General features: G+C 42.6%; 22 protein-coding genes and 1 riboswitch. Of the genes, 18 read left to right on the forward strand and 4 right to left on the reverse strand.

Annotation, left to right across the window (positions count from 1 at the left end; all coding sequences use genetic code 11):
- Positions 1–55: 55 nt before the first annotated feature.
- The 5 genes from yqfB (at position 56) to EGC80_RS05430 (ending at position 4,570) form a co-directional block, all read left to right on the forward strand.
- Positions 56–379, forward strand: coding sequence for a N(4)-acetylcytidine aminohydrolase (gene yqfB / locus EGC80_RS05410; RefSeq protein ID WP_124012975.1), 324 nt, complete (start codon positions 56–58; stop codon positions 377–379).
- A gap of 333 nt (positions 380–712) precedes the next feature.
- Entirely contained in the window at positions 713–2,050 is a 1,338-nt protein-coding gene (locus EGC80_RS05415; protein WP_124012976.1) for a coproporphyrinogen III oxidase family protein, read from the forward strand.
- A 291-nt stretch (positions 2,051–2,341) separates the two neighbouring features.
- A complete protein-coding gene (locus tag EGC80_RS05420; RefSeq protein ID WP_124012977.1) occupies positions 2,342–3,187 on the forward strand; it encodes a PfkB family carbohydrate kinase in 846 nt (281 codons plus the stop codon).
- A 291-nt stretch (positions 3,188–3,478) separates the two neighbouring features.
- Positions 3,479–4,171 (forward strand): MOSC domain-containing protein, encoded by a 693-nt coding sequence (locus tag EGC80_RS05425; protein ID WP_101033590.1) that lies wholly within the window; start codon positions 3,479–3,481, stop codon positions 4,169–4,171.
- Between the two features lie 39 nt (positions 4,172–4,210).
- Positions 4,211–4,570, forward strand: coding sequence for a DUF4870 domain-containing protein (locus tag EGC80_RS05430; RefSeq protein ID WP_124012978.1), 360 nt, complete (start codon positions 4,211–4,213; stop codon positions 4,568–4,570).
- A 95-nt stretch (positions 4,571–4,665) separates the two neighbouring features.
- Here EGC80_RS05430 and EGC80_RS05435 read toward each other — a convergent pair whose 3' ends face one another.
- Together EGC80_RS05435 and EGC80_RS05440 are read right to left on the reverse strand one after the other, a co-directional pair.
- A complete protein-coding gene (locus tag EGC80_RS05435; RefSeq protein WP_124012979.1) occupies positions 4,666–6,585 on the reverse strand; it encodes a methyl-accepting chemotaxis protein in 1,920 nt (639 codons plus the stop codon).
- A gap of 412 nt (positions 6,586–6,997) precedes the next feature.
- Positions 6,998–8,647 carry an electron transfer flavoprotein-ubiquinone oxidoreductase gene (locus tag EGC80_RS05440; protein WP_124012980.1) on the reverse strand — a complete coding sequence of 550 codons (1,650 nt, stop codon included), beginning with the start codon at positions 8,645–8,647 and terminating at the stop codon, positions 6,998–7,000.
- Between the two features lie 231 nt (positions 8,648–8,878).
- Positions 8,879–9,011: riboswitch (molybdenum cofactor riboswitch) on the forward strand.
- Here EGC80_RS05440 and moaA point away from each other — a divergent pair.
- The 11 genes from moaA to EGC80_RS05495 all read left to right on the forward strand — a co-directional run bounded on the left by moaA (position 8,999) and on the right by EGC80_RS05495 (position 17,541).
- On the forward strand, positions 8,999–9,979 hold the full coding sequence (moaA, locus tag EGC80_RS05445) for a GTP 3',8-cyclase MoaA (protein ID WP_101033598.1): 981 nt from the start codon (positions 8,999–9,001) through the stop codon (positions 9,977–9,979). Its footprint overlaps the riboswitch before it by 13 nt.
- Before the next feature lie 86 nt (positions 9,980–10,065).
- Positions 10,066–10,542, forward strand: a complete 477-nt coding sequence (moaC, locus tag EGC80_RS05450; protein WP_124012981.1) for a cyclic pyranopterin monophosphate synthase MoaC — start codon at positions 10,066–10,068, stop codon at positions 10,540–10,542.
- A 64-nt stretch (positions 10,543–10,606) separates the two neighbouring features.
- Complete coding sequence (moaD, locus tag EGC80_RS05455; RefSeq protein ID WP_101033602.1) at positions 10,607–10,855, forward strand: molybdopterin synthase sulfur carrier subunit; 249 nt, start codon at positions 10,607–10,609, stop codon at positions 10,853–10,855.
- A 1-nt stretch (position 10,856) separates the two neighbouring features.
- Positions 10,857–11,327, forward strand: a complete 471-nt coding sequence (gene moaE, locus EGC80_RS05460; RefSeq protein WP_124012982.1) for a molybdopterin synthase catalytic subunit MoaE — start codon at positions 10,857–10,859, stop codon at positions 11,325–11,327.
- A gap of 40 nt (positions 11,328–11,367) precedes the next feature.
- Positions 11,368–12,213 (forward strand): molybdate ABC transporter substrate-binding protein, encoded by an 846-nt coding sequence (gene modA / locus EGC80_RS05465; protein ID WP_124012983.1) that lies wholly within the window; start codon positions 11,368–11,370, stop codon positions 12,211–12,213.
- Complete coding sequence (modB, locus tag EGC80_RS05470) at positions 12,213–12,893, forward strand: molybdate ABC transporter permease subunit (protein WP_101033608.1); 681 nt, start codon at positions 12,213–12,215, stop codon at positions 12,891–12,893. The genes modA and modB overlap by 1 nt, the downstream gene beginning before the upstream one ends.
- Positions 12,874–13,986 carry an ABC transporter ATP-binding protein gene (locus EGC80_RS05475; protein WP_124012984.1) on the forward strand — a complete coding sequence of 371 codons (1,113 nt, stop codon included), beginning with the start codon at positions 12,874–12,876 and terminating at the stop codon, positions 13,984–13,986. Before modB ends, EGC80_RS05475 begins: the two co-directional genes overlap by 20 nt.
- 375 nt (positions 13,987–14,361) lie before the next feature.
- Positions 14,362–14,823, forward strand: a complete 462-nt coding sequence (locus tag EGC80_RS05480; protein WP_232772112.1) for a hypothetical protein — start codon at positions 14,362–14,364, stop codon at positions 14,821–14,823.
- Positions 14,824–14,836: 13 nt separating this feature from the next.
- A complete protein-coding gene (locus tag EGC80_RS05485) occupies positions 14,837–15,514 on the forward strand; it encodes a response regulator transcription factor (RefSeq protein ID WP_101034784.1) in 678 nt (225 codons plus the stop codon).
- A 67-nt stretch (positions 15,515–15,581) separates the two neighbouring features.
- Positions 15,582–16,823, forward strand: a complete 1,242-nt coding sequence (locus EGC80_RS05490; RefSeq protein WP_101033613.1) for a sensor histidine kinase — start codon at positions 15,582–15,584, stop codon at positions 16,821–16,823.
- 40 nt (positions 16,824–16,863) lie between these two features.
- Positions 16,864–17,541 carry a TIGR01621 family pseudouridine synthase gene (locus EGC80_RS05495; RefSeq protein ID WP_101033615.1) on the forward strand — a complete coding sequence of 226 codons (678 nt, stop codon included), beginning with the start codon at positions 16,864–16,866 and terminating at the stop codon, positions 17,539–17,541.
- A 133-nt stretch (positions 17,542–17,674) separates the two neighbouring features.
- Here the strand turns inward: EGC80_RS05495 and EGC80_RS05500 are convergent, their stop codons facing one another.
- Complete coding sequence (locus EGC80_RS05500; RefSeq protein ID WP_164839425.1) at positions 17,675–18,883, reverse strand: GGDEF domain-containing protein; 1,209 nt, start codon at positions 18,881–18,883, stop codon at positions 17,675–17,677.
- Between the two features lie 153 nt (positions 18,884–19,036).
- Here EGC80_RS05500 and EGC80_RS05505 point away from each other — a divergent pair, with 153 nt between their 5' ends.
- Both EGC80_RS05505 and EGC80_RS05510 read left to right on the forward strand, forming a co-directional pair.
- Positions 19,037–19,204 carry a YqaE/Pmp3 family membrane protein gene (locus EGC80_RS05505; protein ID WP_101033619.1) on the forward strand — a complete coding sequence of 56 codons (168 nt, stop codon included), beginning with the start codon at positions 19,037–19,039 and terminating at the stop codon, positions 19,202–19,204.
- Positions 19,205–19,392: 188 nt separating this feature from the next.
- Positions 19,393–19,524 (forward strand): DUF2986 domain-containing protein, encoded by a 132-nt coding sequence (locus EGC80_RS05510; RefSeq protein WP_101033621.1) that lies wholly within the window; start codon positions 19,393–19,395, stop codon positions 19,522–19,524.
- Positions 19,525–19,651: 127 nt separating this feature from the next.
- On the opposite strand, the gene moeB is transcribed toward EGC80_RS05510, so the two are convergent.
- A complete protein-coding gene (gene moeB / locus EGC80_RS05515) occupies positions 19,652–20,422 on the reverse strand; it encodes a molybdopterin-synthase adenylyltransferase MoeB (protein WP_101033623.1) in 771 nt (256 codons plus the stop codon).

Genomic DNA, 20,422 nt, shown 5'->3' on the forward strand with positions numbered 1-20,422 from the left:
CGAGTCAGTCATGTGCCCCGAGTGGGTACGTTATGTTTTTAGTTAAGGCCACCTAATGATGACAGTCCCCACGGAAATGACCTTTTTTGAGTTTTTAACGCCGTTAGTTGCATCAGGGCGGAAGACGATTACTATCCGCGATGCCAGCGAAAACCATTACCAGCCGGGCAGTCACGTGCAGGTGTTTACCCTTGAAAGCCATACCAAGGTGTGTGACATCATTATTTTGGCCGTTGAGCCATTAGCATTTGATGACATTAATGAGTTTCATGCTAGTCAAGAAAGCCTGCCATTAGTTGAGTTAAAGCAACTGATCCAAACTGTGTATCCTAATCAGCAAACCTTGTTTATGATTTCATTTAAATTGCTTGCTGATTAATACTCATTATTATCAAAAAGTTATCAACTAAGATTTCTTCTGCTGTTGATATGCGTGTCCGACTTTGGTTGTAGGTTCAGCTTGCTTTGTTCTATTTTCTGGTTTTAGCCGCAGCATTAGCCCCTCATCAGTAACTCAATAAGCAATACCTAAAACATGACCTGCTTAACAAATGTGCACCAATAACCGTGTTAGTTTGCATATCTATTAGCTAGTTCACATTTTAGCTATCTCTAAAGTGATATTTTGGTTTCCTGCTTAGGGTATGCGTATTTTATTTAGCGCTTTTTATCAATGGTTTTGCTCTCAGGGCTCATTCAGTTAGGATTTTTTATGTCTCCAATTATTCAATCAGCCAGCCAGGAGTTGATTAAACCTTATCAATCTAATATTACCGTACCCAATTGGATGATCAGCTCTATGGAGCGGGTCATGCAGTTTTATGTTGATAAAAACCTGCGCCTCGACACCATTTCTACTGACCGCATGCCTAAGCCCATCGAAGGCAAAAAATACATGTTGTATGCGCACATTCCGTTTTGCCATACTTTGTGTTCGTTTTGTACCTTTCACCGGTTTTTATTCCGCGAAGATAAAGCGCGCGAATACTTTGTTGCGCTGCGTAAAGAAATGCAAATGGCCAAAGATTTAGGCTATGAGTTTGAATCTATGTACATTGGCGGTGGCACCACCACAGTGCTTGAAGATGAATTAGCCCGCACCATCGAACATGCAAAAACCCTATTTCCTGGCATTAAAGAAGTGTCTTGTGAGTCTGATCCGCAGCATTTGGCCAACCCTGAATTTAAGCAATTAAAAGGACTGGTCGACAGAATGTCGATTGGGGTACAAAGCTTTGATGATGGCATTTTAAAAATGACCGATCGCTTAGACAAGTTTGGTTCTGGCCAACAAACCTTTGACAATATTATGGCGGCCAAAGAGCTGTTTCCTATTATCAATGTGGATTTAATTTTTGGTTTTCGTGGTCAAACGGATGAAATTATCCAGTCAGATCTTGAAATTGCCTCAAAACTCGACCCACGCCAAATTACTACTTATCCGCTAATGATCACTCACCAAACCCGTAAAAGCGTTAAAAATCAGCTGGCTGCACCCCAAGGTGAAATGGTCAATCAGTACCGACAGATTTTAAACCACTTGACGGGGCAATACACACAGTTATCGGCTTGGGCATTTGGTAAAACTAATAACGAAGGCTTTGATGAGTACGTTATTGATTATGATGAGTATCTCGGTGTAGGTTCTGGTTCATTTAGTTTTTTAAATGACACGCTATACGTGAATACATTTTCGCTGAAAAAATATCAACAACGTATTGCCGAAGGCCGTATGGCGGTTGAGCAACAGAAAAAATACCAGCTAAAAGAAGTCATGCAATATCGCTTTTTGCTGGGTATGTTTTCTGGGCGTTTATCACGTAAATATTTTCGCGATACTTTCAACGTTAATTTAGACACCGCCTTGTTTAAAGAAATGGCCTCAATGAAAGCGATGGGGGCACTTAAAAATGACCCAGTTAACCCAGATGAACTGATTGTGACCGATAATGGCAAAATGTTGGGGCTATTGATGATGAAGGAGTTTTACTCCGGCATGGACAATGTGCGTGCCCAATTGCGTCAACCACTTGCCACTGGTGATATGTAATCTCAGTTCGGGATAATCAACGCTTATCAAAGTACCATTTGCCTTGTTATCTGCGTTGTATTGACTTGCAATAGACCCGCTATTGATGCTGCTATTCACGCGTGAATACGCCTTGTTAGCAAAAAAAATAGCAAGTTTGATATAAAATTAACTTAAATATTTTTATGTTAGTTTAATAATCCCATCTCTTAACCCGTATTGAGATCATCGAGATAACCAAAGGCCGTGTTAATCACGGCCTTTTTGTTATACTCAAGGTTCTTTTTATCGACGCTTTTTTAGGTGAGTTGCATGGCCAATATTCTTTTACTTGCCAATATCAATTGTGATCGCATTCTAGTGCTTGATAAGCCACTAAAAACCGGTGGCCGTTTTCATTATCAAGATGGTGGATTACGTTTAGGCGGTGGTGGTGCGAATACCGGATTGGGCTTAGTGTGGGCTCAACACAAGGTGTCACTGGTGAGTGAAGTCGGTAGTGACGACATAGGTGACTGGATTTTAGCTAAGGCCAGCACCTTAGGGCTCGATTGTCGTTTGGTGCACCGCTTTAGTGGCAATACTTGTGAAATGTTACTGGTGATGACACCCGATGGTGAACGGACCATTATTCGACCACAGCGACCTATTTTTGAACTTCCCGCGCCACCCGACTGGCAACATTGGGATGCTTTTTATATTAACTCCTCAGCAAAAGGTGCCGGCGCTTGGGCGGCAAATGCTATTGCGTCTAATCCTAACTGCAAAGTGATATCTCAACTGGCAAAAGATGAGCGCAACCGTCCTTGTCATGTGCTGATCGCATCGATTACCGATATGCAAGGTCGTTGCAACCAAGATCCATGGTTGTTTGCGCAAGCGATTGGCGGCGATGCATTAGAATATTTTATTGTTACCGATGGCGACCAAGGGGCGATGGTGTATAGCGCGGATGGCAAACAACATGTTCCAGCCGTTACAGCCGATGTGGTCGACACTACTGGTGCTGGCGATGCCTATGCCTCTGGGGTGACCCATGGCTTATGTCAGCAGATGTCGATTACCGATGCAATGCATGAAGGAGCTTTGTGGGCATCGTTTGCTGTTGCAACCAAAAGCTCAATTCCAGGCGAGGCACTAAAACAGTATCTAGCCTAAGGTCAACTTGGGTTAAGTTAAGGTTTGCAGGCGAACGCTGCGCATTGCTAAGTATATGCGGATAACTAAAATAGTATTGGTTTGTCATTTTAGTGTCATTGTTGGCCTTTATGATGAGCCCGTCTAAACAACTTTTATAGCATCCAATGGTTCAGACCATTTTTAGCTATTATTTTTGCTATATTATCTCCCATTTTATTGATGGCCTTACTCTTCTACAGTAAGGCTTTTTTTGTCTGAAAATTGGGTATATTGGCACTGTGTAATCATACTTAAGCAAGGACATGCTGGATGAGTGAGCGATTGGTAAAGTGTATTTCTGGGCTGTATTTAGGTGACCAAGTGCAAATGCATAACGGAGTTGCCAGTTGTATTAATCAAAAACATGCCGTTAAGCTTTTGACCGTGCAGTTTGACCGGGTAGTAGGCAATCGTGAGGCCGACCCTAAACATCACGGTGGTCTCGACAGAGTGCTACATCATTTTCCGCGTGAACATTATGGCCAATACCGGCGCTGGGATTTAATGCCAACCTTTGGTGATGCACCTTCAATGGGCGAAAACATCAGTACAGTTGGCCTTAATGAAGCACAGGTTAATATCGGCGACATTGTCCAAATTGGCGATGTTACCTTACAAGTCACTCAGCCTCGCTCGCCTTGTTTTAAACTCAATTTACAGTTTGGTCAGCCTAAATTTGCCTTAGCCATGCAAGAAAGTCGCATGTGCGGTTGGTTTTATCGGGTGCTGTCTGAAGGCGATATTCGTTCTAGTGATAGTATTGTATTGCTGGAGAGGAAAACGGATATTAGCGTGGCTAAAGCCATGCAGATTTATTTTTTAGCTGAATTTGATGCTGCGCAATATCAGCTGCTGCTTGAATGTGACGGTTTAGCGCAAAGTTGGGTTAATTCATTGCAGCGCAGACTTGATCAGCAAAGCATAGAAGATTGGGCAATGCGCTTATATGGCAAAGCGAGTTAGAGAATAACAATATAATAAAAAAATGATAAGGAATATCAAATGGCCGAACCGATAAGCGAAGTTAGCAAGCAAGCGAGAGATATGGGTTTATTGATCCATGCAGCCAGTTTTGTGGGGTATGTTTTTCCTTTGGGCAGTGTTCTAGGACCTTTAATTGTCTGGTTAATGAAACGTGATGAATTTGAGTTTGCCAACCAATGCGGAAAGAATTGTCTTAATTTTAAATTGAGCTTAATGGTTTATGCCCTGGTATCAGCAATATTGATTTTGATTGGCGTGGGAGTATTACTGTTAGCGGCGTTGGCATTGCTTGATATTATTTGTACCATTATCGCGATGGTGAAAGCTAGCGATGGCATCGCTTACCAATATCCGCTCACGATTCGGTTTCTGAAGTAACCCGTACTATAAACATAAAGTGATGGCCAATAATCATAAGCTTTAAAAACGCCACTCAAATGAGTGGCGTTTTTTTATGGCTATTGATTAACGCATTACACTTTAAAGCGCGCCACTAGGGTATCAAGACGAGTGGCTAACTGATTCAATGATTTGCTTGCATGCGCAGCCGCATGAGCAGTATCTGCTGTACGTTGAGTAATATCGTTGATTTCAGTCACATTGCGATTGATGTCTTCAACTACGGTTGATTGTTCTTCTGTCGCGGCAGCAACTTGAATGTTCATATCGCTAATCAGCGCAATACGTTGACTAATACCACTTAACGAATGACTTGCCTCATCAACAGCTGTAACACCTTCGAGTGAGCGGCTACGAGATTGCTCCATCGCATTAACGGCACGACTGGTTTCTGATTGAAGCTTATCAATCATGGTTTGCACTTCGTTGGTCGATGCAGCCGTTCGAGAAGCCAAGTTACGCACTTCATCTGCAACAACAGCAAAGCCTCGTCCGGCTTCGCCTGCGCGAGCGGCTTCAATCGCCGCGTTAAGTGCAAGTAAGTTAGTTTGCTCTGATATGGCACGAATAACATCTAAAATGCTGCCAATTGACTTAGTGTGCGTTGCTAACGACTCAATCACTTCACCGACTTGTTCAACATCTTTAGATAATTGATTAATAGTTGAACGTGCACGAGTGACCACTTTTTGACCATCAATCGATTCGGTATCAGCATCTCGAGCGGTAACCGCTGCTTGAGCTGCATTGGTCGCAATTTCATTAACCGTAGCACCCATTTCGTTAATTGCGGTGACAACCATGATGGTGCGGTCTTTTTGTAATTGGCTATCATCTAACGTTTGATGGGCTTGGTTTGATACATCAACTGCCGATAAACCTAGCTGCTCGCTGGTTTTGGCTACTTCGACTACCGTATCTTGAATTTTGCTGATAAAACTATTAAAACCACGGGCAAGCTGGGCTATTTCGTCATCTCCAGTAACAGGGAGTCGTTGGCGTAAATCACCTTCACCTTCACCAATGTTACGAAATAGCTCGGCAATATGGGCAATCGGACGACTGACCGAACCGGCAACGACAATCGAAATCGCAATAAACACCGCTGCGATAAGTATTGTCCACAGTAAAATTTGATACGCAGACTCTTGTAGCAAGGCAAAGACTTCCGCTTCAGGCACTTGAGCAACTAAGTACCAGTCCATTGATTCAATGTAGCTGCTGGCGATCAGCATATTCTGGCCATCGACTTCCGCTTTGACCAAATTAAAGTCTCTTTGGTTTAACAGCTGGTTAGTATTGGCGTTAGGGTACAAGCTGCTAAGTTTACTCTTACCCACTTTACGCGTGTCTTGATGCAGTTTTACGTCACCCTTGGCATCCACTAAATAGACAAAACCGCTATCTTCTATTTTAAATGAAGCCAGTAAATTAACCATGTCATCTAATGATTTGGCTAAACTAACAAGCCCACGACCATTGGGTTGTTGGTAACTAATAAATAGTTTTACTTCACCATTGGCTTCGGTAAAGATACTCAGCATTCGCTCTTGTTTGCTATCACGGTAATCAAAAAACCAGCTGTCTTGCTCTGGGGTTAACACGCGTAAAAACCCGTCTTGGGTATAATAGGCTGCACTTTCACGATCGGCATAAGACGCTTGAGCCAAGCCGAATTGATCTTTTACGTCATTAAGTTGTGCAATCACGAGACTTTCTTGGTCTGCTGGACGACCATTTTCAAGCCATCCAAGTAACATTCGGCTATTAGCGAGTTGTTCCGAAGCATTTATTAAACCACTAATTTCGAGGTCGACTTGATTGCGGATTTGCATAAGCAAGCTCGGCATTTCTGAGTTTAACATGCGCTGTTCGACGATTTGTTTTGCACTTCGTTGGCTCAGCAGTCCGACTAACATCGTCGACAGCAGTACAGCGAACGTTACCGTAAGCAAGATTTTTTGCTTAATGGTAAGGGTATTAAATGTATTCATCTACAACAGCCTCTTGGGAGTATCTTTATGATATATGGGAATATTATGGCAATAAATTGATAGTTATTTTGTCAGCAAACGCATTGAGTCATTTCAGCGTTAAATAATAAAGGCATATTAAACTGTCGATGTATCGATAATAGTACTGAGTTCACATGCAACAGGCTCGCAATTAGCTGCGTGAATCAGTCTTGATATCAGCATAACGTTTAAGTTTGAAATAACCGGCTTTACGCCAAGTCGATTTCACTGCGTTAACTTATTTCTCTATTTGAGTACGGAAACAAAATAGTCTTTTTGTGTAGGTTGTTCTGATTTTATGTGGCGCATGATAGTCGATAAAACAAAAAAAACGCACTACTATTTTGTGTGCGTTTTTTTGACGGTGCCAATAATTTAGCTATTGGTTAACTTACATATTGGGATAGTTTGGCCCGCCGCCGCCTTCTGGTGTAACCCAAGTAATATTTTGGCTCGGGTCTTTAATGTCACAGGTTTTACAATGAATACAATTTTGAGCGTTAATGACAAACTTTTTGTCACCGGCTTCTTCAACGACTTCATAAACACCTGCCGGACAATAACGTTGTGCGGGTTCATCAAATTTGGCTAAATTGACCGAAATAGGGATGCTTTTGTCTTTTAGATGTAAATGACACGGCTGATTTTCTTCGTGATAAGTGCTCGACATATACACTGACGATAACTTATCAAAGCTCAATTTCCCGTCAGGTTTAGGGTAATCAATTTTGGTGTAATCGCTGGCCAATCCCATTGTGGCATAGTCTGGCGTCGTGTCTCTAAAGGTCACTGGAAACTTGCCGCCAAACCAATTTTGGTCGATATAGTTAAAAGCGCCACCCAGTAGAGTACCAAACTTGTGTAATGCGGGACCAAAATTACGCGATTGGTATAGTTCTTCGTGAAGCCAGCTCTCTTCAAAACGTTGTTGGAAGCAATCTAGATCTTTACCACCTTCTAAACCTGCAATTAAGCCTTCACCTAAGGTTTTAGCCGCGATAATACCGCTTTTAATTGCAGTATGGGTGCCCTTAATTTTGGCAAAGTTAAGCGTGCCAGCATTACAGCCAATAATTAACCCACCTGGGAAACTCATTTTAGGCAATGAATTTAAACCGCCTTTGGCAATGGCCCTTGCACCATAGGATAAGCGCTCACCACCCGTTAATGCTTTGGCAATAACGGGATGAGTTTTATAGCGTTGAAATTCATCAAATGGACTGAGATGAGGATTTTTATAATTCAAATCGATTATCAACCCGACAGCGACTTGGTTGTCTTCCATGTGATAGAGAAATCCACCTCCTGATGAGCCATTCACCAGTGGCCAACCGCCAGTGTGAACCACTTTACCCGGTTGATGTTGCTCGGCAGGGACCTTCCAAATTTCTTTAAAGCCTAAGCCATAGTGCTGCGGCGTTTTGCCATTGTCTAAATGATATTTTTGGATCAATTGTTTACCCAAATGACCACGACAGCCTTCTGAAAAAACGGTGTATTTGGCATGTAATTCCATACCTGGCATATAGCTGTCTTTAGGTTGACCGTCTTCACCGACGCCCATATCACCGATTAAAATACCTTTAACACTGTTATCTGCATTAAATAGCAATTCACTGGCGGCAAACCCTGGGAAAATCTCTACGCCCATGGTCTCTGCTCTGTTGGCTAACCAACGGGCTAAGTTAGCAACACTAATAATGTAATTACCATCATTGTGCATTGTTTTAGGCACTAAGCTATTTGGTATTAAGCGTGATTGCGTTTCTGAATTAAGCAAATAGATTTCGTCATGTGTGACTTTGGTGTTTAGCGGGATATCTGAGTCACGCCAATCATTAAACAATTCGTCTAGTACATCGGGTTCAAATACTGCACCCGATAAAATATGTGCGCCAACCTCAGAGCCTTTTTCTACCACGCAAACGGTGATTTCTTTATCGGCATCTTTAGATATTTGCATTAAACGACAAGCAGTTGCTAAACCCGCAGGGCCTGCACCGACAATTACTACGTCGAACTCCATTGACTCGCGTTCCATGTTCTCACCTTTCCAAGTTTCCCGTTCATCGCGGGTTTATTGTTTTTATATAATGATAAGTAAACGATCGTTTGTTCTTTACTCACTTTACCGCAAAATTTGCTTTTGTCACAGTAGCAAACACAATCTTGTCAGCGTGAGTCGAGTCACAAAAAAATAACCCTATAGTCTTTTAAATTAAGATATTCACCTAAAGGGGTATTTGTGAAACCGCAATTAGGCCTATAATTGGATCTGACGGTTCTCCGAGCTTTTTGCCCTACGTCAATGATATGGGCAGTTAGCCGTGGTAATTTTGCCACCGGGGTGAGTAAAGAAATGCACTCACCTCCCACACTTGGAAAGGTTAACATGTCCCAATTACAAGACAGCTTTGGTCGAAGATTTCACTATTTGCGGATGTCAGTTACTGATGTTTGTAATTTCAAATGTTCTTATTGTTTGCCCGATGGGTATAAACCCGATGGCAAGCCTAGCTTTTTAACGCTTAATGAGATTGAAAATCTCGTTGCAGGCTTTGGAGAGGTCGGCACTCAAAAAGTTCGAATCACCGGTGGTGAGCCCACTCTGCGCAAAGACTTCACAGATATTGTGCGGATCGTTGCCGCAAATCCTAATATTAATACCGTAGCAATGACCACCAATGGTTATCGTTTACAGCAACATGCTAAAGAATGGTATGACGCTGGTTTACGGCGTATTAATATCTCTGTTGATAGCCTAGATCCTAAAATGTTTTATCAAATTACCGGCGAAAACAAATTCGACCAAGTGATGCGGGGTATTGATGCCGCACTTGAGGCGGGGTTTGAGCGGGTTAAAGTCAATGCCGTGTTACTTAAAGGCTTAAACGATAGAGATTTACCACGTTTTTTGCAGTGGATTAAACATACACCTATCGATTTACGTTTTATTGAGTTAATGGAGACGGGTTTAGGTCACGATTATTTTAACGCGCATCATCTAGCTGGTGTGGACATAAAAAAACAACTTGAGCAACAAGGCTGGTTATATGATCTGCCAAGTGTTGATGATGGTCCTGCGCAAAACTTCAGTCATGCAGATTACCAAGGTCGTATTGGGCTAATTATGCCTTACGCTAAGAATTTCTGTGCCAGCTGTAACCGCTTACGTGTGTCTGCAAAAGGTAAATTACATTTATGTTTGTTTACTGAAAATGGCGTCGATTTGCGTGATTTATTGCAAAATCCTTCGCAGCAAGATGAATTAATAAGTCGTTTACACGGTCAATTAGCCCAGAAAAAAGAAACCCATTATTTACATCAAGGTATTACCGGTGTGACTCAGCACCTTGCTTCTATTGGTGGTTAAGCGGTTATTGAGCTAAACAAACGGATGACACACAATATAGTGGTCCTCAGTCGATAGAGATTGAATTTGATTAAGGCAATTACAGTATGAGCAATCGTTTTACCCATATTAACGCCGATGGCAATGCCCATATGGTCGATGTGACTGAAAAAGCGGTCACTGAGCGTGAAGCCCGCGCTGAAGCCTTTATTGATATGGCTCCTGAGACTTTAGCCATGATCATGAATGGCAGTCATCACAAAGGTGATGTGTTTGCGACCGCACGTATTGCCGGGATTCAAGCGGCTAAAAAAACGGCTGATTTGATCCCATTATGTCATCCCTTGATGCTGACTAAGGTGGAAGTTGAGCTTGAAGCTCAGCCTGAGAATAACCGCGTGCGCATTACCAGTTTGTGTAAATTGTCAGGCAAAACCGGTGTCGAAATGGAAGCGTTAACGGCGGCATGTGTCGCCGCATTAACCATTTACGACATGTGTAAGGCGGTACAAAAAGACATGATTATTTCTCAAGTTAGGTTACTGGAAAAACGCGGCGGTAAATCAGGCCATTTCCAAGCTTAATCGGTCAATGATTACTCGGGTAAACCTCGATAGATGTTATGAATAAAGACAGTGAGAAACCACTATGATCCAAGTGTTATTTTTTGCGCAAATTCGTGAGTTATTAGGCAGCGCTAAAGTTGAGCATACTGCCGAGAATATTGATACCGCTGAAGCGTTACGTGCAGCGCTTGCCGCCACTGATGACAAGTGGGCCAAAGTGTTGGCATCAGACAAATTACTGGTGGCAATTAATCAAACCATGAGTCAGTGGGATTCACCGGTTAAAGACGGCGATGAAGTGGCCTTTTTCCCTCCGGTTACAGGGGGATAATATGGAACAGTGTAATCCTCAAATTAATGTGCGTGTTCACACTGAAGATTTTTGTGTCGCCGATGAGTATGGGTTACTTGCCTGCAATAATCAGGACGGCGCCGTGGTCAATTTTGTCGGTAAAGTACGTGACTTTAATGATGGCAGTGCCGTAACCGATTTAACCCTAGAGCATTATCCTGGGATGACCGAGTCGGTATTAATGCAAATTAGCCAACAAGCTTGCGATCGTTGGCCATTAAGCAAAGTGACAATTATTCATCGAGTTGGTACTCTGGTGCTTGGCGAACAAATCGTGTTTATCGGTGTGACCAGTGCTCATCGTAAAGCGGCATTTGCAGCTTGCGAGTTTTTAATTGATTTTTTAAAGACCAAAGCGCCTTTTTGGAAGCTTGAAGCCGGTGATACTGGTCGTAAGTGGGTTGAGGCGCATGATAGCGATCAGCAAGCCGCTAAAATGTGGCAAAAGTAGTATTTCCATATTACTGGTACATAGCAAGGATAAGCCCTCAATGTCTTTCATTAACACCATTACTCAGATTTTTTATCGGCTTTTGCAGCGGCTTCATACCAGTGGTATCGCGGCGTTGCTCGCGATATTACTGGTGGGATTCAGTTCAGTATGCGTGGCCAATGATGCCCCCGCCATTGCCGCCGCGGCCAATATTCAGTTTGCTGTAGACGAGATCGCGATACGTTTTCAACAGAAAACGGGGTTGGCTGTGCGGGTAAGTTATGGGTCATCGGGTAATTTTGTCACTCAAATTCAGCATGGTGCACCGTTTGAAATGATGCTCAGTGCTGATGAGAGTTATATTGATAAGTTACATCAAGCGGGTTATACCCAAGATAGTGGGGTTATTTATGCTATTGGTCGACTTGCCCTTGCTGCACCGAAGAAATCGCCGTTAATTTTGGACGCTAATTTAGTTGGGCTAAGGCAATTAATCGATGATGGAAAATTGTCTCGTTTTGCGATAGCCAATCCCGATCATGCCCCCTATGGTGAGCGCGCGCGCGAAGTGCTCAAAACAAAAGGCTTATGGGATATGTTGCAGCCCACCCTGATTTTAGGCGAGAATGCTGCACAAGCCACCCAATTTACCATTAGTGGCTCCACTCAAGGCGGAATAGTGCCGTTATCCTTGGTGCTAACGCCTGCGTTTGCTAAGCGCGGAAACTATGTTGTTATCCCTGATTCGTTATATCAACCTCTCAATCAACAGATGGCATTAATGCCTAATGCATCTGAAACTACCGAGCGATTTTATCAATACATGCAATCAGCTGAGGCGCAGGAAGTGTTAACTCAATTTGGGTTTAATTTACCGCAACCTACTGTTAAGAAGGGTGCTTAATGGATTGGCAAGCTCTGTGGCTGTCGGTCAAACTGAGTTGTTTTACCGTAATATTATTAATTCCGTTGGCCATTATGGTTGGACGATGGTTGGCGTACCGGCAGTTTAAGGGTAAGTCATGGCTTGAGGCTTTGATCATGGTGCCGTTAGTGTTGCCGCCGACGGTTATTGGCTATTACTTGCTGGTAGGGTTAGGTAATCAGAGCGTGATTGGCCAATGGGTTGAACAATTAACGGGCCAGCAGCTGGTGTTTCATTTTTCAGGCTTAGTGATCGCTTCTATCATCGTCAATATCCCTTTTGCGGTTCAACCTATTCAACGTGCTTTTGAAACCATTCCCATTGATATTCGTGATGCTGCGGCCTGCTGTGGCATGAGTCGATTACGTATTTTTCTTCGAGTCGAATTACCTATGATATGGCCTGGAGTATTAACCGCAGTGGTGCTGTGTTTTTCTCATGTACTAGGCGAGTTTGGTGTGGTGTTAATGCTGGGCGGTAATATTGCCGGTGAAACCAAAACGATCTCGATAGCAATTTATGACAGTGTGCAGGCATTTGATTTTGATTCCGCAGGAATGATGTCTTTGGTATTACTCTTGTTTGCAGTGAGTGCTTTAGCGCTGACTACGAGTATGTCGAAGCGTTTAGGAGGGCATTATGGTGCCTCGCAGCGCTGACCTTATATGTGATATTTCACAAACCTCTCCTATTCCACTTGAAGCGCATTTTAGTTGCCGCGCCGGTGAGGTATTAGCGGTTGTTGGTCCTTCCGGTGGTGGTAAAACCACCTTGCTAAGAATGATAGCCGGTTTGAGCTTACCTCAACAGGGACAAATCCACTGTGGTGATCTGCTATGGTTTGATGCACAACAGTCGATTTCGTTAACGCCACAGCAACGGCATATTGGTTATATGCCGCAGCATTTTGGTTTGTTTCCGCATTTATCAGCGTTAGATAATGTCATTTCTGGGCTTGACCATGTCCCCAAAGCATTGCGAAAATCGCGTGCTTTAGATTGGTTAGAGCGCGTCAACTTGCAAGGTTTGCCTGATCGCTTACCCGCTCAATTGTCTGGCGGACAACGTCAACGAGTCGCGCTGGCTCGTGCACTGGCTCGCGAGCCGACTATTTTGCTGCTTGATGAACCCTTTTCTGCCGTAGACAAAGAAACTCGCGAGCGCTTATACATTGAGTTAGCTCGCTTAAAACAACAATTATCTATACCTGTCATCATGGTAACCCATGATATGCATGAGGCGTTGTTACTGGCCGATAAGATGATATTGATTAGCCAAGGTAAAATGTTGCAACAAGGCAAGCCATTTGAGGTGTTATCTCACCCCAATGACGAAGCGGTGGCCAGGCAGATGGGCTTGAGGAATATTTTTGATGGTCAAGTTGTAGAGCAAGACATTGAACGCAACATGACCAAGTTTACTTTGGGTGATGAACTCATTGTCAGCGACAGTTCACCACGATTAACTATCGGCCAATCTATCCGCTGGGTGATCCCAAATCAAGGCATTCGCTTTAACGCCATTAGCAGTGGTCGTTTGTGTAAAAGCTTAAATAAATTAGAGGTATTAATTGAATCTGTACTGGTGATGGGTGAATCATCACGGGTGATAGCATCTGTTGTCGGTATTGGGTCGATCATCAATACCGATGTGCCTACTCATTTGGTGCATAAATTAGCCTTGGCGGCAGGCGTGCAAACGACTATTGCTCTCAAGTCAGATCAAATTCACATTTTAAGTGTGCAGTCTTGATTGTGATAATAAAAGCAAATAAAACAATAGTTTGATCGCGTTTTGGCGCTATTTCTGAATAATAACATGACCATTGACGCGTCAATGTGGCTTGTTGGCAACATCAATGGCGGGGTTACGATAAAACGTTGCCATTTGTGCTGTTATTATCGATTTACCTGACCTCTTATTTCGAGAAAATGTTATGTGACGACGGCCCATCGCGCCGAAAAATGATATTTATGATCAATTATTAATCTTAGATTTCTTGGGACTTCGTCTGCTCTTAGGTAGAGTGGTCATGTAATACCATTTTCAATTATATAGAGGCTCGTGATGGTTCGGTTGCTGCTAGCAATATGCTTTCTTCCTTGTGCCGTGATGGCGACACCGTCTATGCACTCTTTATTGATCAATGGCGACTTTTTAAAGCCAATAACGGTCATGGAACAATTAGAGCAACAAGATGAAGGCACCATTTGTGACTTTGATGTTGATGTTGAAGAAGGCTTGCTGGTGTATAAAATTTCTATGGTTAACGTAGAGACACACCGAATACATAAATACCAATACCGAGCCTTAGACGGTACATTATTAGCTGAAAAATCGTCAACTTATGCCTCTGATGATATTGGCCAAGTGAATGCGGCAAAAATGCTCCAAGCCAAGCATATGAAGTTTTCAGAATTAGTGACGCTCGCGATTGAAAATCAGCAAGGATATTTAACACAGGCGGAATTGGACCACGATTTGTCAATTAGTTATCTCGAACTAAAATTACTCAATCAAGATAGTAGAAATACCATTGCTTTCGATATTGAAACCCTACGTCCACTACCTTTGCTCAAATGGGATTAAAGACTCTATGACTATGCGTATTTTATTGGTTGAAGATGATGCTACTACATTAAAGTATGTAGCCGATGGATTTACTGCTCAGAAATATCAAGTCGATAGTGCGACGGATGGTCAAGAAGGGCTAACGTTAGCGAAACATAACCAATATGATTTGTTGATCCTCGATCGTATGCTACCTAAGTTAGACGGCTTAACATTATTATCTGCTCTGCGTACCAGTGGGAATAATACTCCGGTACTCATTTTATCGGCATTAAGCCACGTTGATGAGCGTGTAAAAGGTTTGCGTGCGGGTGGTGATGATTACATGACTAAGCCATTCGCCTTTGCGGAATTATTAGTGCGTGCTGAAAAGCTTATTCAACGCAATGTGGTTGAACCTGCTGCCACAGATATTGAGGTTGGTAGTTTGAAGATGGAATTACTCACCCGTAAAGTTACCCTGGATGATAGCGAGTTAATGCTACAACCAAAAGAATTTCAATTGCTTAAATATTTAATGGAACACCCGAATCAAGTGATTAGTCGGACATTATTATTTGAAGCAGTATGGGACTACCATTTTGATCCTCGTACCAACGTGATTGATGTGCACATCGCCAAATTACGTCGCAAATTTGAAGAACTTGGGCATGGTGAGCTAATTGAAACCGTAAGAGGGGCTGGTTATCGCCTTTGCAAAAGGCATTAAGCCTTACCAAAGTAGTGCGTGGCGGATCACGCTTATCTTCTCGACTTTAGTCACCATACTCATTGTTATGTTGGTGCTCAGTCTCTATCGACAGTTAGTTATTGAGCAACAAAATCAGGTAGACAAACATCTTTCTGCAGAAATGCAGCGCTATCAGCAGTTAGCATTAACGGTTAACCGTCGTAGTTTTGCCGCTCAAATTCGTGCTGCCGATCCAAAAACGGCATTGATTGCCTGGCGCAACAGTGTCGATATGGTTGGCGCACTGACTTTCTTACCCGAAAACATGCCACAACTGCCCGAAACCAAAGATTTCCCTATTTTTACTGGCGGCCCAGATAAGCTGCATATCCTGACTGGCGGTCTAGTCATTACTCGTTATGGCCCAGTACTCATTGCTACGCGAACCGATCAGCTTGCAGCGTTAATTGAGAAATTTATTAATGCGGCGTTTTGGGCGGTGGCGTTTACGTTAGGGCTCACGCTAGCATTAGGTTATATTTTCTCTAAAGCCATTCTTAGGCGACTGGTCGAATACAACCGCTTAAGTGAACAAATTGAAGCTGGACATTATGAAACGCGTTTGCCGGTAAGTGAAAGCCAAGATGAATTTGACATGCTTGCGCGGCAATTTAATTTGGTGCTCGACACTTTAGAGCAAAACTTACGTGCCGTTCGCGGCGTCAGCGATAACATTGCCCATGATTTACGCACCCCGCTATCGCATTTGCGCATAGGCATAGAACAGTTGTCGCAAAAACCTACGTCTGAGCTTGCAGATGCCACTGCTGAGTTGCTAGAAGAGTTAGACCATTGTCTGGGGACATTTGATGCCATGTTATCGTTAACTCGCATTGAAGAAGGCCAGCAAATGCTTGATTTACAGCCGGTGAGATTACAGCAAATCTGCCAAGATTTATTTGAGATGGCTGAGGTTATTGCAGAGAGTCGCGATCAAGTGCTGAAAATCAGTTTAGAAGGTGATATTCACGTTAATGGTGATAAGTATTTATTGTTCCAAGCTTTGTTTAATCTAGTGGATAACGCGATAAAGTATTCACCCGAGGGTGCTACAATCAGTATTATTCAGCACGGTAAACATATTCAAATTAGTGATAATGGACCGGGTATTATTGACGAAGATAAAGAGCGGGTATTTGACCGTTTAGTCCGCTTAGACCCAAGTCGTCATTTCAAAGGCACGGGTTTAGGCTTGTCGATGGTAAAGGCTATTTTGTCGCGTCATAAAGCGACGATTTCATTACATGATAATAACCCTGGTTTATTGGTGAGTATTCACTTTAAATAATCCTGCGGGTATCCCCCCTTTAATCCTTGTTGGATAATCTATGTATCAAGTGATCAGTGACCAAACAGACTTTATTGTCATCAGTAAGTCCGTTAATGTTCATTTTCATAGTCAAGATGGCAGCGCTGGGGTGATTGCTCAGGCAGAGGCTGATTTAGGTTATAAGCTTTACCCTGTTCATCGTCTCGATACTCCGACATCCGGTTTGCTGGTGGTGGCTAAATCACCACAAGCTGCTAGTGTGTTTACCCAAATGTTTACTCAGCATAAAGTTCAAAAATATTATCTGGCAATCGCTTGCGGTAAACCTAAAAAGAAACAAGGTTGGATTATTGGCGACATGGCTAAGTCGCGTCGCAGTATGTATAAATTACTGCGGACCAGCAGCAACCCCGCCGTAACGCAGTTTTTCAGTCAGAGTATTGCCCATGGTATGCGGCTGTATTTACTGAAACCGCTCAGTGGCAAAACCCATCAATTGAGAGTGGCTTTAGCCAGTATTGGAGTGCCTATTTTAGGCGATCAACTCTATGGCAATGAGCTTAGTGACAGGTGCTATTTACATGCTTATAGTTTGCATTTTACTTATCGAGATCAGGCTTATGTTTTTCAACAACCGCCCTCATTAGGTCAACAGTTTTTGTTGTCAGCATGCCAACAGCTTATGGCTAATCAATGGCAATCACCTAATGATTTACCGTGGCCGAGTAAAGACTAGTTGTCTTTTATTAGCCTGTGGCACCGCCGGTTTATTATCCCGAGCAGAGGTTACAGAGAGGGTTAATAGGCTGAAGTCTTGTTAATGGGCTAAAGTTTATGATGTGCAAAGGCAGGTGAAACGCTTGTATCGATTAAGATTGCTCTATTGAGCTAGCGGCAATCGATTCATCTATTGAGTCCATTGAGCAAATCGTATTACGACCTTTGCTTTTAGCAAGGTACATGGCATCGTCAGCGAGCTGTAATAACTGTTCAATAGTGAGGTGAGTTTTACAGGTTGCATAGCCAGTGCTTAGGGTCATATTAATGGTGTTTTTTTGCCAAATAATAGATAAGTCGTTTATTCTATCTTGCACTTTCTCAGCAACTATTTGGGCTTCATCTGTATTAGTGGATGGCAATATAACCAGAAACTCTTCACCACCATAACGGCAGATAAAGTCGACTTTGCGTAATGTCTGCTGTAATACTTCAGCAGTTTGTTTGAGCACTTTGTCGCCGGCTAAATGTCCGTATGAGTCATTGATAAGCTTGAAGTGATCTAAATCGAGCACCATTAGAGTATAAGCGAGTCCATTACGTTGCCACAAGGCATCAACTTGTTCGAGTTTGTCCAATAATGCATGGCGATTCCATAAGCCTGTCAGTTGATCTTTGTTGGCTAACCGAGCGACTTTGAACACTAAACGAGTTAGAGCATTACCAAATAATACTAAATTAGTCAGTAATAACAATATGATGTAGCTCCACATCACCAATGATGAGTTAAGCTTGTCAGCGGCAGAAATGTTGGCAAGTTGGTCGGGGGAAAACAACAGAGCCATGGCGCGGATGATAAATAGCAAACCTATGGTAAAAAAGGGTATGTTTAACAAAGTCGCATAATACAGCGGTAGGTGTTTTTTCACTGCCCGAAAGTTATCAATACCCGTTAGAGTGATAAAGGTCGCTGCGGTAATACTCATGACGATCACTAAGTACACTGCATAGGTCAGGGAGGGGGGCACTAGTAGCATTAATAATGCCGTGGTCGCCAGTAATATAAGATCAAATCGATAAGTTAAAGGTTGTTTAAATAAATGTTGGCAACCCCAGCGTACCAGAGCAAAACCCAGTAGGATTGTCATGTCTGCAACAAACCAGTATAAATAGTTAATTGCTTCAGTACGTTGGGTATAAAGTAAGAGACCAATAAAAGTGCAAACGTTGGTCGCCGCGAAACACCAGCTGGCTTTAGGTGCAATGCGTAATAGATGAGCAAGCAATGTCCAGGCTAGTGCACAGCTTAGCGCGATTAAACTAAAAAATTGAACAAAAACAATACTCTGACTATGTTCCATATGACTCATTAGTATCGTGAAGAAGATGACTCATGATGCAATAACAAAATAAGTGCACAAAAATAGAATAATGATTCCAGTTAACAAGTTGTATCGTATACTATTTTTATAATTTTTGTCGCTAAATTAATCAACTTAAATAAGGTAACTAACATGGATTCTAATAAATTATTACTGGTCATCCTTGCGATTTTGCTCCCACCAGTAGCGGTACTGCTCAAAAATGGTATGGGTAAGGACTTATTAATTAATATCCTATTATGCCTTTTCTTTTTTGTACCTGGGCTTATCCATGCACTGTGGGTGGTACTACAAGAATAATCGTGGTTCTGAGCGATGCAATTTGGTTTTTGATGTGTTGCAATCATTAGAGGTTGGGCAGGTTTGAGGCGATCATTGTCTTGTAGACAGGTTGTTTTGTATAATGATTTTTTTGTATCAAACTCAGATTGTATAAACCGTAGATTATATAAAAAAACACCGTCAACAAATGCTATCAAGAGACCCATATGAACCGTAAAAAGAAAATCAATCAAACCCTGAAAGCCAAAGCAAAAAAAGCCAATGCGAAGCTCCATGCAACCAATAAACCCTCTTATGTTGCTAAAGCTGACCGCGAAAGGCTTACGCAGGTTGAATGAGTTGCAGCGCCATTAACAGATTTTGTTGATAGCGCTGACTGAGAGAATACTCACGTCTGTGCTATTACCAACGTCTGTGCTATTACCAACGTCTGTGCTATTACCAACGTCTGAGTCTAGTATCACTTTAGACGTTCACACCACAGACGTTACAGTGGGGTTGTTTAGGCAAGCGCATCTGCCTAAACTCCATGGTCATCGCATCAATCATTAACAACTTCCCCGTTAAAGGCAGTCCGATACCTGTGATGACTTTAATGGCTTCTGTTGCTTGGATACAACCAATCATACCGACCACAGGTGCAAGAATACCCGCTTCGACACAAGTTAACTGTTGCTCGCCAAATAAGGCACTAAAACATTGATAACAAGGACTGTGTTGTTGATAGTCAAATACCGTTACAGTGCCTTCCATCCGAATCGCTGCGGCCGACACTAAAGGCACCTGGTGCTCAAAACAGCTTTTATTAAGCTGTTCTCGTACTAACATATTGTCGGTGCAATCAAGAATTAAGCTATGCTGACTTACTTGCGCGTTAATCTCATCATCATCTAACAGGGCATTAATCGTATTAATCTTAATTAGCGGATTTAGTTGCATTAACGCCTGTTTAGCCGATTCAACTTTTGGCTGCCCAATATTGGTATCATGGTGTAATACTTGACGCTGTAAATTAGAAAGCTCTACCGTATCAAAATCAACTAAGGTGATTTCACCCACCCCAGCCACGGCAAGATATTGGCTTGCTGCACAGCCTAAACCGCCAGCACCAATAATTAATACCTTAGCAAGTTTCAACTTTTCTTGGCCATCAATATCGATAGCTTTAATGGAGATCTGACGGCTATAACGCAGCATTTCCGTGTCGGTGAGTATCTCTTGATCAAGTGAGTCCAT

It is taken from the genome of Shewanella psychromarinicola (genome assembly GCF_003855155.1).
Lineage (GTDB): Bacteria > Pseudomonadota > Gammaproteobacteria > Enterobacterales > Shewanellaceae > Shewanella > Shewanella psychromarinicola.